Consider the following 13,359-nt stretch of genomic DNA (forward strand, 5'->3'; position numbering starts at 1 on the left):
AAAGGGCTGCCTCATGACCAACCTCGTCCCCGTCGGCCGCGCGCTGATTTCCGTTTCCGACAAATCCGGCCTGCTTGATCTGGCCCGCGCGCTGCACGCCATGGGGGTAGAGCTGATTTCGACGGGCGGCACCTCTGGCATGCTGCGCACCGCCGGACTGCCGGTGCGCGATGTGGCCGAGGTGACAGGCTTTCCGGAAATGATGGATGGGCGGGTCAAAACCCTGCACCCGGCGGTGCATGGCGGGTTGCTGGCCCTGCGCGATGATGATGAACATCTGGTCGCGATGGCCGCGCATGGGATCGAGCCGATCGACCTGTTGATCGTGAACCTCTATCCGTTCGAGGAAACCGTGGCCAAAGGTGCCGATCACGCCACATGTATCGAGAATATCGATATCGGCGGCCCCGCCATGATCCGCGCGGCGGCCAAGAACCACAGGTTCGTTGCCGTTGTCACCGATCCTGCCGATTACAGCCCGCTGCTGGACCAGATGAAGGCGCAGGATGGCGCGACCAACCTTGCCTTCCGGCAAAAGCTGGCCCTTTCGGCCTATGCCAAGACGGCGGCCTATGACACCGCTGTCAGCACCTGGCTGGCGGGTGAGATCACAGAAAAGGCCCCGCGCAACCGGTCCTTTGCGGGTAAGCTGGCGCAGACCCTGCGCTATGGCGAAAATCCGCATCAGTCGGCGGCGTTCTACACCGATGGGTCAAAGCGCGAAGGTGTGGCCACGGCGCGTCAGTGGCAGGGCAAGGACCTGTCGTACAACAACATCAACGACACCGATGCCGCCTTTGAACTGGTCGCCGAATTTGCCGCCGATCAGGGCCCGGCTTGCGCGATCATCAAACATGCCAATCCCTGCGGCGTGGGCCGTGCCAGCAGCCTGAAGGACGCCTATATCCGCGCCTATCACTGCGACCAGACCTCAGCCTTCGGCGGCATTGTGGCGCTGAACCAGCCGCTGGATGCCGAAACGGCCGAAGAGATCGTCAAGATCTTTACCGAAGTCGTCATCGCGCCGGGGGCGAGCGATGAGGCGAAGGCGATCTTTGCCACCAAGAAGAACCTGCGCCTGTTGACCACATCCGGCCTGCCCGATCCGCGCGCGGGCGGCCTTGCGTTCAAACAGGTCTCGGGTGGTCTGCTGGTACAAGACCGCGACAACGGCTTCCTGACCCATGCCGACCTGAAGGTGGTAACGAAACGTGCGCCCACGCAGGCCGAACTGGCCGATCTGCTGTTCGCGTGGAAGGTTGCCAAGCACGTCAAATCCAACGCCATCGTCTACGTCAAGGACGGCGCGACCGTCGGCGTCGGTGCCGGGCAGATGAGCCGCGTGGACAGCACCCGTATCGCCGCCCGCAAGGCGCAGGATATGGCCGATGCGCTGGGCCTGACGCAGCCGCTGACCATTGGCTCTGCCGTGGCGTCGGATGCCTTCTTCCCTTTCCCTGACGGCTTGCTGACCGTGGCCGAGGCCGGGGCGACGGCGGTGATCCAACCCGGCGGCAGCATGAATGACGCTCAGGTGATTGCCGCGGCGGATGACGCCGGGCTGGCCATGGTCTTCACCGGCATGCGCCATTTCCGGCACTGACAGCCATGCGCATCGCCACGATCACCGCCATCGCGACCTTTGCCATCGACCAGATCACCAAGCTGGCCGTGGTCCACGGCCTGAACCTGATCGAACGTGGCGTGATCGAGGTGGCCCCTCCCTATCTTGTGTTCCGCATGGCGTGGAATCGGGGCATAAACTTTGGCCTCCTGGCCAATGATGCCGATCTGGTGCGCTGGGGTCTGATCGTGGTGTCGCTGGCAATTTCGGCCTGGGTCTGGCTTTGGGTCCGGCGGGAAGATCCGGGTCGCTGGACCCAGATCTCTGCCGGTCTGCTGGTGGGGGGGGCGCTGGGCAATGTGATTGACCGGATCGTTTATGGCGCGGTGGCCGACTTCCTCAACATGTCCTGCTGCGGCTTTGAAAATCCCTATGCGTTCAATGTCGCCGATATCGCCATCTTTGCCGGTGCTGCGGGTCTGGTGCTGTTCAGCGGCGGCGACAAGGACAAACCAGTGCGCAAGCCGCGCCGAAAGACCCCGTGACGCGGCGCAATGATTGCGTTAAGACAGAGATGTTGAACCTGGTGGAGGCGATGATGCAGACAGGACGGATACTCCTCGCACTGACATGCGCGGCTGTTCTGGCTGGCTGTGCCGGTGACAAGACGCCTCAGCTGATGAACATCCGCTCTTCAAGCGCCGGGCCCGATGAATTCGGCATTCTGCCGCCGAAGCCGCTGGAAATGCCGACCGATCTGGCACAATTGCCCGAACCCACCCTTGGTGGCACCAACCGGAGCGATCCTACGCCAGAGGCGGATGCAATCGTGGCGCTTGGGGGGCGTCCGGGGGCCGGAGCCGGGCTGGATGCCGGGCTGGTCAACCACGTCTCACGCTATGGCGTGGCACCTGGCATCCGGCAGACCGTTGCCGCCGAAGATCTGGAGTGGCGGCGCGACAACAATGGCCGCATTCTTGAGCGTCTGTTCAATGTGAACGTCTATTACCGCGCCTATGAGGATCAGCAGCTGGACCAGCATGCCGAACTCTGGCGCTGGCGGCAGCGCGGGGCCCGCACCCCATCGGCCCCACCGCCGCAAGACGGCGAGTGATCATTCGGGCGCGGTTGCCACAGGCGCGCGGTCACATTGCCGTAGGCAGGGGTTGCGCCACGCGCCGTACGGCGTAGCTTTCCCGCACAACGATCAAGGATGAACCGGCAATGCTGCGCTGCACACTTGCGCTTTTCCTGATGGCCGCCCCGGCGCTTGCGGAAGAGGTCACAACCTTCGCACTCGACAATGGGTTGGAGGTGGTGGTGATCGAAGATCACCGCGCCCCCGTGGTGACGCAGATGGTCTGGTACCGCACCGGCGCGGCGGATGAGGCCCCGGGCAAATCCGGCATCGCGCATTTTCTGGAACACCTGATGTTCAAGGGCACCGACACGCTGGCCCCCGGCGAATTTTCCGCGACCGTCGAGGCGCAGGGCGGTGATGACAACGCCTTTACCAGCTGGGATTACACCGCCTATTTCCAACGGGTGGCCGCTGACCGGCTGGATCTGATGATGCAGCTTGAATCCGACCGGATGCGCAATCTGAACATCCTCGAAGACGACATCATCACCGAACGCGCGGTCCTCATCGAAGAGCGCAAGCAACGCACCGACAGCAGCCCCGCCGCCTTGTTGCAGGAACAGATGCGCGCGGCGCAGTTCCTGAACCACCCCTACCGCATTCCGATCATCGGCTGGCTGCACGAGATGGAAGCGCTCGACCGCGAAGATGCGCTGGACCATTACAAACGCTTTTACGCGCCCAATAACGCCATTCTGGTGGTTGCCGGCGATGTGACCCCCGATGCCGTGCGGGCGATGGCCGAAACCCATTACGGCCCGCTTGCGCCCTCCGATGCCATCACCGACCGTCTCCGCCCCGCAGAGCCGCCGCAGATTGCCGAACGTCGCATCACGTTGACCGATCCGCGTGTCTCGGAACCCTATGTGCTGCGCACCTACCTTGCACCAGAGCGCGACCCCGGCGATCAGGAGCAGGCTGCGGCATTGACCCTGCTGGCAGAACTGCTTGGCGGGTCGGGCCAGACCTCGCTTTTTGCCCAAGGGTTGCAGTTCGGGGCCGATCCGGTGGCGGTATATGCCTCGGCCTATTACAGCGGCACGGCGGTGGATGATGGCACCTTTGGCCTTGTCGTCGTGCCGATGCCGGGGGTTGATCTGGCCACGGCAGAGGCGGCGATGGATGACATCATCGCAGACTTCATCGAAACCGGCCCCGACGCTGACGATCTGGCCCGTATCAAGACCCAGATCCGCGCCAGTGAGATTTATGCCCGCGACAATGTCGATGGCCTTGCCCGCCGCTATGGCGAGGCGCTGGCCGTGGGGCTGAGCGTGCAGGACGTGCAGGACTGGCCTGCCGTGCTGGAGGCCGTGACCGCCGAACAGATTGTCGAAGCCGCGCGGCAGGTGCTCAACCGTGACCGCGCCGTGACCGGATGGCTGATGCCCGAAGCGGAGGCTGCAGAATGAAAATCCTCAAGCTCGCCACCCTGCTGATCGCTTTTGCCCTGCCCGCGCAGGCCGAAATCGACATCCAGACCGTCACCTCGCCCGGCGGCATCACCGCCTGGCTGGTGACCGAACCGGATATCCCCTTCACCGCGCTGGAAATCCGGTTTCGCGGCGGCACCTCGCTGGATGCTCCGGGCAAGCGCGGCGCGGTCAACCTGATGGCCGCGCTGATCGAGGAAGGCACCGGCGATCTCGATTCCGTCGGCTTTGCCCGCGCCCGCGATTCCCTTGCCGCCAGCTACAGCTTTTCCGCCGATCAGGATTCGGTCAGCGTCTCGGCCCGCTTTCTGAGCGAAAACCGCGATCAGGCGATAGATCTTCTGCGTCGCGCCCTGACAGAGCCAAGCTTTGATCCGGCGGCCATAGACCGCGTGCGCGGTCAGGTGCTGGCCGGGCTGCGGCAGGATGCCAAAGACCCAGGCACGCTGGCAAGCCAGCGCCTGCGCGCGATGGCCTATGGCGACCACCCCTATGCCACCACCGGGGATGGCACCATCGAGTCCGTGTCTGACCTGACCCGCGAGGACATGGTCGCCGCACATCAGGCCAGCATCGCGCGCGACCGCATCTATGTCGCGGCTGCGGGGGATATCACCGCCGAAGACCTCGGCCCCCTGCTCGACACACTTTTGGGCGGCCTGCCCGCCAGCGGTGCTCCATTGCCGCCCCGCGCACCGATGGCTCTGACCGGGGGCATCACTGTCCAAGAGTTCCCCGGCCCGCAAGCCACGGTGCTGTTCGCGCATGAAGGCATCAAGCGCGACGATCCTGACTTCTTCGCCGCCTCGATCCTGAATGAAATCCTCGGCGGTGGGCGGTTTTCGGCCCGGCTGATGACAGAGGTGCGCGACAGGCGCGGGCTGACCTATGGCATCGGCAGCTATCTGATCGGCTATGATCAGGCCGAATTGCTGATGGGTCAGTTTTCCTCGGCCAATGCCACCGTGGGCCAGGCGATAGAGGTGATCCGCGACGAGTGGCGCAAGATCGCGACCGAAGGCGTTTCAGAGGCAGAGCTGGAGCAGACCAAGACCTACCTGACCGGCAATTACCCGCTGCGGTTTGACGGCAATGGCCCGATTGCCAGCATGCTGGTGGGCATGCAGATGATCGGGCTGGACCCGGACTATCCGTTGACGCGCAACGCCAAGGTCGAGGCGGTGACGATGGCAGACGTCAAACGTGTCGCCGCAACCTTGTTCCGCGAGGCCGATCTGCGCTTTGTGGTGGTGGGCCAGCCCGAAGGGGTCACGGCGACCGACTGACAAAGGCGCGCGCGGTCCGAATCTATGGCCCTTCGGCACCAGCAGTGCTAGACTTGGGGGTATGAACATGGCCTCCCCCAACATATCCACAGACCGCCCGGTCATCCGGCCGCTGGATGAAGCCGCGATCAACCGCATCGCGGCGGGGGAAGTGGTGGAACGTCCGGCATCCGCCGTCAAGGAACTGGTCGAAAACGCGCTCGATGCCGGGGCGACGCGGATTGCGGTGGTCTTCGCGGATGGCGGCAAAACGCTGATCCGGGTGACCGATGATGGCTGTGGCATGACGGGTGCCGATCTGCCGCTGGCGATTGCCCGCCATGCCACGTCAAAGATAGACGGCACCGATCTGCTGAACATCCACAGCTTCGGGTTCCGGGGCGAGGCTTTGGCCTCGCTGGGCTCTGTGGGGCGCCTGACGCTGACCTCCCGCGCGCAGGGCCATGAGGCCGCGCAGATCAGCGTGGCCGGGGGGCGTATCGGTGATGTGCGCCCGGCAGCACTGACCCGGGGCACGGTCGTGGAACTGCGCGATCTGTTCTATGCCACCCCGGCACGGCTGAAATTCCTGCGCAGTGACAGGGCCGAGGCGCAGGCGATTGCCGAGGTGATCCGCCGTCTGGCCATGGCCGAACCGCATGTCGGTTTCACCCTGACCGAAACCTCAGACGGCGATCAGCGGGTGATCTTTCGCGCCGATCCGGAATCGGGCGATTTCTTTGATGCGCTGCAGGGTCGACTGACCAGGATTCTGGGCGCGGATTTCACCGGCAACGCCTTGCGCATCGACATTCGGCGCGACGGGCTGCACCTGACCGGCTATGCCGCCCTGCCAACCTATTCGCGGGGATCGGGGGCGCAGCAATTTGTCTTCGTCAACGGTCGCCCGGTGCTGGACAAGCTGCTGCTGGGTGCCTTGCGGGTCGCCTATTTCGACTTTCTGTCGCGCGACCGTCACCCGGCAGCGGTGCTCAATCTGTCCTGTGACCCCGAACGGGTCGATGTGAACGTACACCCCGCCAAGGCCGAAGTCCGCTTTCGGGAACCCGATGCCGCGCGCAGCCTGATCATCACCGGGCTGCGCAGCGCGTTGTCCGGGGCCGGCCATCGTGCCTCCACGACTGTGGCAAATGAAACCCTTTCCGCGATGCGCCCCGAACCGCGCGTTTATCAGATGGACCGCCCGTCGCAGGCGAGCTTTGCGCGTGCCTTTGCGTTTCAGGCCCCTGCGCCAGACGGATTTGCCGAAGCGCCGACCGCCCGCTTTGATGCGCCACACACCACAAGCGACGCGGCACCCGCGAGCGATCACCCGCTCGGGGCTGCCCGCGCACAGGTGCATGAAAACTACATCATCGCCCAGACCTCGACCGGCATCGTCATCGTCGACCAGCACGCCGCGCATGAGCGGCTTGTCTATGAGGGCCTGAAACGCCAGATGGCCGAAACCGGCATCACCGCTCAGGCCTTGCTGATCCCGGAGATAGTGGAACTGTCGCCCACCGACGCCACCCGCATCCTCGACGCCGCCCCGACGTTGGCCGAAATCGGCCTGACCGTTGAACCCTTCGGCGGCAGCGCCGTCGCGGTGCGCGAAACCCCGGCCATTCTGGGGGCGGTCAACGCCGCTGCCCTGATCCGCGATGTGCTGGATGAATTGGCCGACACCGGCCACAGCACCAATCTGCGCGCGAAAATCGACGCTGTGCTGTCGCGCATGGCCTGCCATGGGTCGATCCGTTCGGGGCGCCAGATGCGCCCGGAAGAGATGAACGCGCTGCTGCGCGAGATGGAGGCGACACCGCATTCCGGCCAGTGCAATCATGGCCGCCCGACCTATGTCGAGTTGAAACTCCACGATATTGAACGGTTGTTCGGACGCAGATGATCACCCTTTTCGGCCAGAGCTTTCAGTGGACCGACCCCGAGGTGCTGATCCTTGGCGGTGCTGCACTTACCCTGTTGATTTTCCTCGCGCTGATCCTGCGCGCTGCCGGCCGCTCGGCCACCATGGCCGCCCCGTTGATGCGGGAAATGGGCTGGCTGAGCCAACGCGTGCAGCAGCTGGGCGACGGGCAGGAACGGCTGGCGGGGGGGCTGCACCATGTGTCAGAGGCACAGGCCGTGTCGCAGACCGCCATGCTGCAGGTGATGGAACAGCGGCTTGCCGAAGTGTCCCGCCAGATGGGAGAAAGCCTGCACGGCACCTCCACCCGCACCGCGCGGTCCTTGGGCGAATTGCAGCAGCGGCTGGAAACCATAGACAAGGCGCAGGCCAATATCGAAAAGCTGTCGGGCAATGTGCTGTCCTTGCAGGATATCCTGTCCAACAAGCAGACCCGGGGCGCGTTCGGGGAAATTCAGCTGCATGACATCGTGCAAAAGGCGCTGCCCAAAGACGCCTATACCATGCAGGCCACCCTGTCGAACAACCGCCGTGCCGATTGCCTGATCCATCTGCCCAATCCGCCCGGGCCGATTGTCATTGATGCGAAATTCCCGCTCGAGGCCTATGAGGCGATCCGCCGTGCCGAAACCCCCCGTCAGGCGCAGGAGGCCGCGACCCTGATGCGTGGCGCGGTGCGCCAGCACATCAAGGCAATTGCCGAGCGCTACATTGTCGAGGGGGAAACAGCAGATGGCGCGCTGATGTTTCTGCCGTCCGAGGCGGTCTATGCCGAACTGCATTCCAACTTCCCGGAAATCGTGCGCGAAGGCTTTGCGGTCAAGGTCTGGATCGTCTCTCCAACCACCTGCATGGCAACGCTGAACACCATGCGCGCGGTGCTGAAAGATGCGCGCATGCGCGAACAGGCCGGCGCGATCCGCAAGGAACTGGCGCTGCTTTACGCCGATGTGGACCGGCTGGGCAATCGCGTGGAAAACCTTGACCGGCACTTTACACAGGCCGCCAAGGATATCGAAGAGATCAAGATCAGCTCGGACAAGGCCACTAAACGCGCCCGTCGTCTGGACAATTTCGACTTCGAAGAAATCGCGACGGCCCCGCCGACCCCGGTCATCGCGCCGCCTGCGGCGGAATGATCAGATCCGGAAAAAGGGCTGTGCCAGGCGCGGCAACAGCGCGTTGAACTTCAGTGACCCTTGGGTTGCCGCCAGGCAGATACAGGCCTCGCCTGCTTCGGCCACGGGCGTATGCTCCACCGATGAATCGGCAATCTCGATGTCACCCCGTGCAAACCTGTCCGCCTCATCGCGGAAGGCGCCCTGCAGCACAAGCGTCAGTTCCATGCCGCGATGGCCGTGGTCGGGCATCGCGGCCCCGGCGGGAATATACAGCAGACGCGCCGAGGCACCCTTGTCGCCGATCCGCAGGATCGACTGGCGCACCCCCATGCCGAGCGACCGCCACTTCACCGAACTCAGCCCGCCACCGACATAATCCAGAACCGGCGCTGGCAACACGGCATCACTGTGGCGCCGTTCCGGCACCACGGCCTGTGGCAGCATCTCGATGCGCGACAGGCATGCCTCCAGACTGCCTGCCGACATCTCACAGGTGCTGTCTTCGATCACCGCCCCGCCCAAGGCATCAAAAGCCATCGACCGGGCCCGGCATTCATCGCAGATCGACAGATGCGAAGCGATCACCAGATTGAACGCCTCGGGCAATTCGGCTGCCGCATAAGCCATCAGCAGTTCATCCGACAGGTGGTGTTTGATCGTCATTTTTCCGTTGCCTTCACATCCATCTGTTGGCGCAAGCGGTCGAGCGCCAATCGTATCCGCGACTTAATGGTGCCAAGCGGCAACCCGGTTTCTGCGGCAATCTCGCTGTGCGACAGATCGCCGAAATAGGCCCGTTCGATCAGAACCCGCTGCTTGAGCGGAAGCTGCGCCAGTGCCACGCCCAGCCTTTCGGTTTCTTGCTGCGCCTCGAACACCTCGGCCTGATCGGGTTCAGGCTCTGGCCCCCAAGGCAGGTCTTCCGGTTCGGGGCGGCGCGATTTGCGCAGCGCATCAATCCGCCGGTTGCGGGCGATGGTAAACACCCAGGTGGCAACAGAGGCCCGCTCTGCATCAAACAGCCGCGCCTTTTGCCACAGCGTCGCCATCACATCTTGCGCACATTCCTCGGCCAAGGCCTCGGAGGCACCAGACTTCATCAGGAACGCCTTCACCCTTGGGGCGAAATGTCGGAACAACGCGGCAAAGGCCGCCCTGTCCTGATGGTCGCGCACCCGGAACACCAGGGCCGACCAATCTGTCTGTTCGACATCCGCTGCCAAGCGCAAACTTCCTTTTCGTCGCATAGCCCTGTCCTGACCCGCAGCATAGGGCTGTGGTCTGACCAGTGCATCCGCAATATTGGGGTCCATGGCATCAAACATCATAACCTGTCTACGCAGCACGGGCCTGCCCGGATCACATTTGGGACATCCGTCTTTCACAATGCCGGTTCACGCTCTGCCGTGGCGAAATGCGCGCTGGTGATCCGTCGGCGGTTCTGTACGTATATCCAACCAAAGCACAGTGAAAGCCGCCCCATGCCATTTGAGACCATCGCCTCCGCCCCGCGCCGCATTGCCATCATCGGGGGAGGCATTTCGGGCATGTCGGCCGCGCATATGCTGGGCGACACCAATCAGGTTGTCCTGTTCGAGGCCGCGGGGCGTCTGGGCGGGCATGCCCGTACCGTGATGGCGGGAAAGCATGGCGACCAGCCGGTGGATACCGGATTCATCGTTTTCAACACCGTGAACTATCCGCATCTGGTGGCCCTGTTCGACAAGCTGGCGGTGCCGGTCGCCAAAAGCCAGATGAGCTTTGGGGCCAGCATTGACGGTGGCCGCATCGAATATGCGTTGGCCAGTCTGGACACGCTGTTTGCGCAGCGCCGGAACCTGCTGAACCCCAAGTTCATCGGCATGATCCGCGATATCCTGCACTTCAACAAGCACGCGGTGGCCCTGGCCAAACCCGGCATGGTGATCCGGGATCTGCTGGCCGCGCTTGGCACCGGCGATTATTTCCGCGACTATTACATCACGCCGTTTTCGGGTGCCATCTGGTCTACCCCCACCAAGGGCATTCTGGATTTCCCTGCCGATGCGATGATCCGGTTTTTCGACAACCACCGCCTGCTGCACACCGAAGGCCAGCACCAATGGTACACCGTACAGGGCGGGTCGGTGCAATATGTGCAGCGCCTGCAGGCGTCGCTGGCGCGGCAGGGCGTGGACCTGCGGCTGGGCGCGGGGGTGGCCGGGGTGCGGCGGCAGGATGGCATGGTCCACGTCCGGGCGCAGGGCGCGGAATGGGAGGCTTTTGACCATGTGATCTTTGCCACCCATTCGGACGACACCCTGTCGCTCCTGTCGGATGCGACGCCGGCGGAACGCGCCACGCTGGGCGCCATCCGCTATCAACCGAATGAGGCGGTGTTGCACCGCGATGAGTCTCTGATGCCAAAGCGGCGCAAGACCTGGTCCAGCTGGGCCTATGTCGAACCAAAGGGCGGGCCGGGCGAACGGATCGACCTGACCTATTGGATGAACAGCCTGCAGCCGATTCCGCAGGATGACCCGCATTTCGTGACGCTCAACAGCAACCGCGCGATCCGGGAAGAGCTGATCTATGACAGCACGATTTTCCGCCACCCGGTCTATGATGCAGCGGCCTTGTCCGCCCAAACGGCCATCCGTCAGATGAATGGCACTGCGAACACCTGGTTCTGTGGGGCCTGGATGAAGAACGGCTTTCATGAGGACGGCATTGCCAGTGCGGTTGATGTGGTTGCCGCGCTGGGTCAGCGCAGCGCCTCTGGCGTGGCAGCATGACGGTTGACCTGATCCATGGCGAAACCTTCCACGGCCGCAAAGGCGCAATCCGCAACAGCTTTCGCTACACCGTGGATTATGTCGCCCTCGATGCCGAAGCCCTGGTGTCCGGGCCTGCCTTGTTCGGCCGCAACCGGCGCAATCTGACCGCGCTCTGGGACAGCGATCACGGTGGCCCGCCGGGGCAGGGCAGGGGGGCCGCCTGGGTACGCGATGTGCTGGCCGCCCATGGCCTGCCCGCGCCCGCCCGCATCCTGCTGATGGCGCAACCGCGCGTTTTGGGTCATGTGTTCAACCCGGTATCGTTCTGGCTGTGTCATGACGCGGCGGGCGATCTGCGGGTGGTGATTGCAGAAGTGTCGAACACCTATGGGGACCGGCACTCCTATCTGGCCCACCACGACACCCACGGCCCCATCACCCGCGAAGACACGCTGCAGGCGCGCAAGATCTTTTACGTCTCCCCCTTCCAGCCGATCGAGGGGGACTATGCCTTTCGTTTCGACATCACGGCAGACCGTATCGGCATCTGGATCGATTACACCACCCCCGGAGGCGGGCTGTTCACCAACCTGATTGGCCGCCGCGTGCCGCTGACCAATGCCGCCATCCTGCGCGCCTGCCTGCGTCGCCCGCTCGGGTCGCGCCGGGTATTGGCGCTGATCCATTGGCAGGCGCTGAAACTGGCGCTCAAAGGGGTGAAATTCCGCAGCCACCCGAAACCTCCTGCCGAAGACGTCAGCAGATGACCCCGAAGGTCGCGCTCTGGCCGTGGTCCTTGTTTGCGGCGATGATCGCGGCTGCGGGCCTGCCGATCTATATCCATGCGCCGAAGTTCTATGTCGACAGCTATGGCACCGGCCTGACCGCGCTCGGGCTGACCCTCGCCGCCCTGCGGCTGATTGACGTGGTGCAAGACCCTCTGCTGGGCTGGTTGGCCGAAGCCGGGCGCAAACGCCGTGCCACGCTGGTCTGGGGTGCTGCGATGATCATGGCCTTTGCGATGACGGGTCTGTTCGCCGTCACGCCACCCATCGCCCCGCTGGCATGGTTTGCGGTGACGCTGATCCTGCTGTTCAGCGGGTTTTCCTTCCTGACCATCGTGTTTTATGCCCAAGGCGTGGACAAGGCAGCGCAGCTTGGCCCCAAGGGCCATTTCCGGCTGGCCGGTTGGCGCGAGACCGGCTCGCTGCTTGGCGTCTCGGTCGCGGCCGTCGCCCCTGTGGCGCTGGGCAGCCTGACCGCCAGCCCCTTCACCGGTTTTGCCGCAGGCTTTGCCGTCCTCGCACTGGTGGCCACCCTTGCCATGCGCGGCGAATGGGGCAGCGCCTCCCGGCAAGCCACCGACACGCCCACCGCCGATCTGTCGCTGTTCCGGCCCATCCTCGCCGATCCGCTGGCCCGCCGCCTGCTGCTCATCGCGCTTTTGAATGCCGCACCTGTTGCCGTCACCTCCACGCTGTTCCTGTTTTTCGTCGAAAGCCGCCTGAATGCCCCCGGGCTTGAAGGACCGCTCTTGCTGCTGTTCTTCCTCTCCGCCGCCGCCTCGGCACCGGTCTGGAGCCGCAGTGCCGCCCGCTTCGGTGCAAAGCGCAGCCTGCTCGCCGCCATGGCGCTGGCCATCGCGGCCTTCCTCTGGGCCGTGGCGCTGCGAGAGGGGGATATCATCCCCTTTGCCCTGATCTGCGCCGCCTCCGGTGCGGCGCTGGGGGCAGACCTCACCCTGCTGCCCGCCCTTTTCGCCCGCCGTCTTGGGCGCTTGGGCAAGGGGGAAGGGGCCGCCTTCGGGCTGTGGTCCTTCATGTCGAAACTCTCTCTGGCCCTTGCCGCCGCCAGCCTGCTGCCAGCCTTGCAGGCCGCAGGCTTCACCCCCGGCACTGAAAACACCCAAGAGGCGCTTTTTGCGCTGACGCTGCTCTATGCCGCCTTGCCCTGCGCGCTCAAACTGCTGGCGATCACCCTGCTGGCCTTTACCGAAACCGACGAGGCCACCGCATAGGGCTTGACCCGGGGGCCACTGCGGCCGAACCTCTGGGTAAGGGTCTGGTGTGTCTGAAGACAAACGGAACCATCACCAACCTGCCCCCGTTGACGCAGGCGCGCGCCGCAGGGGCAGGATGAAGGAGATACACAA

12 protein-coding genes are annotated in these 13,359 nt (G+C 64.1%); 10 read left to right on the forward strand and 2 right to left on the reverse strand.

Annotated elements, in window-relative coordinates; genetic code table 11:
* Nucleotides 1-13: 13 nt before the first annotated feature.
* The 7 genes from purH (at nucleotide 14) to CXR43_RS00785 (ending at nucleotide 8,469) form a co-directional block, all read left to right on the forward strand.
* Nucleotides 14-1,603, forward strand: a complete 1,590-nt coding sequence (purH, locus tag CXR43_RS00755) for a bifunctional phosphoribosylaminoimidazolecarboxamide formyltransferase/IMP cyclohydrolase (protein ID WP_103332150.1) — start codon at nucleotides 14-16, stop codon at nucleotides 1,601-1,603.
* Nucleotides 1,604-1,608: 5 nt separating this feature from the next.
* A complete protein-coding gene (gene lspA / locus CXR43_RS00760) occupies nucleotides 1,609-2,109 on the forward strand; it encodes a signal peptidase II (protein WP_103332151.1) in 501 nt (166 codons plus the stop codon).
* A gap of 53 nt (nucleotides 2,110-2,162) precedes the next feature.
* Nucleotides 2,163-2,678 (forward strand): DUF3035 domain-containing protein, encoded by a 516-nt coding sequence (locus CXR43_RS00765; protein ID WP_103332733.1) that lies wholly within the window; start codon nucleotides 2,163-2,165, stop codon nucleotides 2,676-2,678.
* Between the two features lie 110 nt (nucleotides 2,679-2,788).
* Nucleotides 2,789-4,117 (forward strand): M16 family metallopeptidase, encoded by a 1,329-nt coding sequence (locus CXR43_RS00770; protein ID WP_103332152.1) that lies wholly within the window; start codon nucleotides 2,789-2,791, stop codon nucleotides 4,115-4,117.
* Nucleotides 4,114-5,424, forward strand: coding sequence for a M16 family metallopeptidase (locus CXR43_RS00775; RefSeq protein WP_103332153.1), 1,311 nt, complete (start codon nucleotides 4,114-4,116; stop codon nucleotides 5,422-5,424). The genes CXR43_RS00770 and CXR43_RS00775 overlap by 4 nt, the downstream gene beginning before the upstream one ends.
* A gap of 61 nt (nucleotides 5,425-5,485) precedes the next feature.
* Nucleotides 5,486-7,312, forward strand: coding sequence for a DNA mismatch repair endonuclease MutL (gene mutL, locus CXR43_RS00780; protein ID WP_103332154.1), 1,827 nt, complete (start codon nucleotides 5,486-5,488; stop codon nucleotides 7,310-7,312).
* Complete coding sequence (locus tag CXR43_RS00785) at nucleotides 7,309-8,469, forward strand: DNA recombination protein RmuC (RefSeq protein ID WP_103332155.1); 1,161 nt, start codon at nucleotides 7,309-7,311, stop codon at nucleotides 8,467-8,469. Before mutL ends, CXR43_RS00785 begins: the two co-directional genes overlap by 4 nt.
* Here CXR43_RS00785 and CXR43_RS00790 read toward each other — a convergent pair whose 3' ends face one another.
* Together CXR43_RS00790 and CXR43_RS00795 are read right to left on the reverse strand one after the other, a co-directional pair.
* Nucleotides 8,470-9,114 (reverse strand): ChrR family anti-sigma-E factor, encoded by a 645-nt coding sequence (locus CXR43_RS00790; protein ID WP_103332156.1) that lies wholly within the window; start codon nucleotides 9,112-9,114, stop codon nucleotides 8,470-8,472.
* On the reverse strand, nucleotides 9,111-9,698 hold the full coding sequence (locus CXR43_RS00795; RefSeq protein WP_103332734.1) for a sigma-70 family RNA polymerase sigma factor: 588 nt from the start codon (nucleotides 9,696-9,698) through the stop codon (nucleotides 9,111-9,113). Before CXR43_RS00795 ends, CXR43_RS00790 begins: the two co-directional genes overlap by 4 nt.
* 234 nt (nucleotides 9,699-9,932) lie before the next feature.
* Here CXR43_RS00795 and CXR43_RS00800 point away from each other — a divergent pair, with 234 nt between their 5' ends.
* From CXR43_RS00800 to CXR43_RS00810, 3 genes are read left to right on the forward strand one after another with little or no spacing between them, the layout of a single operon-like run.
* The gene (locus tag CXR43_RS00800; protein WP_103332735.1) at nucleotides 9,933-11,225 is read left to right on the forward strand and encodes an NAD(P)/FAD-dependent oxidoreductase; all 1,293 of its coding nucleotides are present in this window, start codon (nucleotides 9,933-9,935) and stop codon (nucleotides 11,223-11,225) included.
* On the forward strand, nucleotides 11,222-11,974 hold the full coding sequence (locus tag CXR43_RS00805) for a DUF1365 domain-containing protein (protein ID WP_103332157.1): 753 nt from the start codon (nucleotides 11,222-11,224) through the stop codon (nucleotides 11,972-11,974). Before CXR43_RS00800 ends, CXR43_RS00805 begins: the two co-directional genes overlap by 4 nt.
* Nucleotides 11,971-13,224, forward strand: a complete 1,254-nt coding sequence (locus CXR43_RS00810) for an MFS transporter (RefSeq protein WP_103332158.1) — start codon at nucleotides 11,971-11,973, stop codon at nucleotides 13,222-13,224. Before CXR43_RS00805 ends, CXR43_RS00810 begins: the two co-directional genes overlap by 4 nt.
* Nucleotides 13,225-13,359 lie beyond the last annotated feature (135 nt).

The organism is Pseudotabrizicola formosa (assembly GCF_002900965.1).
Taxonomy (GTDB): domain Bacteria; phylum Pseudomonadota; class Alphaproteobacteria; order Rhodobacterales; family Rhodobacteraceae; genus Pseudotabrizicola; species Pseudotabrizicola formosa.

Coding starts and splice junctions, on each gene's coding strand:
- purH (WP_103332150.1), top strand. CDS start 14: ATGACCAACCTCGTCCCCGTCGGCCGCGCGCTGATTTCCGTTTCCGAC.
- lspA (WP_103332151.1), top strand. CDS start 1,609: ATGCGCATCGCCACGATCACCGCCATCGCGACCTTTGCCATCGACCAG.
- CXR43_RS00765 (WP_103332733.1), top strand. CDS start 2,163: ATGCAGACAGGACGGATACTCCTCGCACTGACATGCGCGGCTGTTCTG.
- CXR43_RS00770 (WP_103332152.1), top strand. CDS start 2,789: ATGCTGCGCTGCACACTTGCGCTTTTCCTGATGGCCGCCCCGGCGCTT.
- CXR43_RS00775 (WP_103332153.1), top strand. CDS start 4,114: ATGAAAATCCTCAAGCTCGCCACCCTGCTGATCGCTTTTGCCCTGCCC.
- mutL (WP_103332154.1), top strand. CDS start 5,486: ATGAACATGGCCTCCCCCAACATATCCACAGACCGCCCGGTCATCCGG.
- CXR43_RS00785 (WP_103332155.1), top strand. CDS start 7,309: ATGATCACCCTTTTCGGCCAGAGCTTTCAGTGGACCGACCCCGAGGTG.
- CXR43_RS00790 (WP_103332156.1), bottom strand. CDS start 9,114: ATGACGATCAAACACCACCTGTCGGATGAACTGCTGATGGCTTATGCG.
- CXR43_RS00795 (WP_103332734.1), bottom strand. CDS start 9,698: ATGCGACGAAAAGGAAGTTTGCGCTTGGCAGCGGATGTCGAACAGACA.
- CXR43_RS00800 (WP_103332735.1), top strand. CDS start 9,933: ATGCCATTTGAGACCATCGCCTCCGCCCCGCGCCGCATTGCCATCATC.
- CXR43_RS00805 (WP_103332157.1), top strand. CDS start 11,222: ATGACGGTTGACCTGATCCATGGCGAAACCTTCCACGGCCGCAAAGGC.
- CXR43_RS00810 (WP_103332158.1), top strand. CDS start 11,971: ATGACCCCGAAGGTCGCGCTCTGGCCGTGGTCCTTGTTTGCGGCGATG.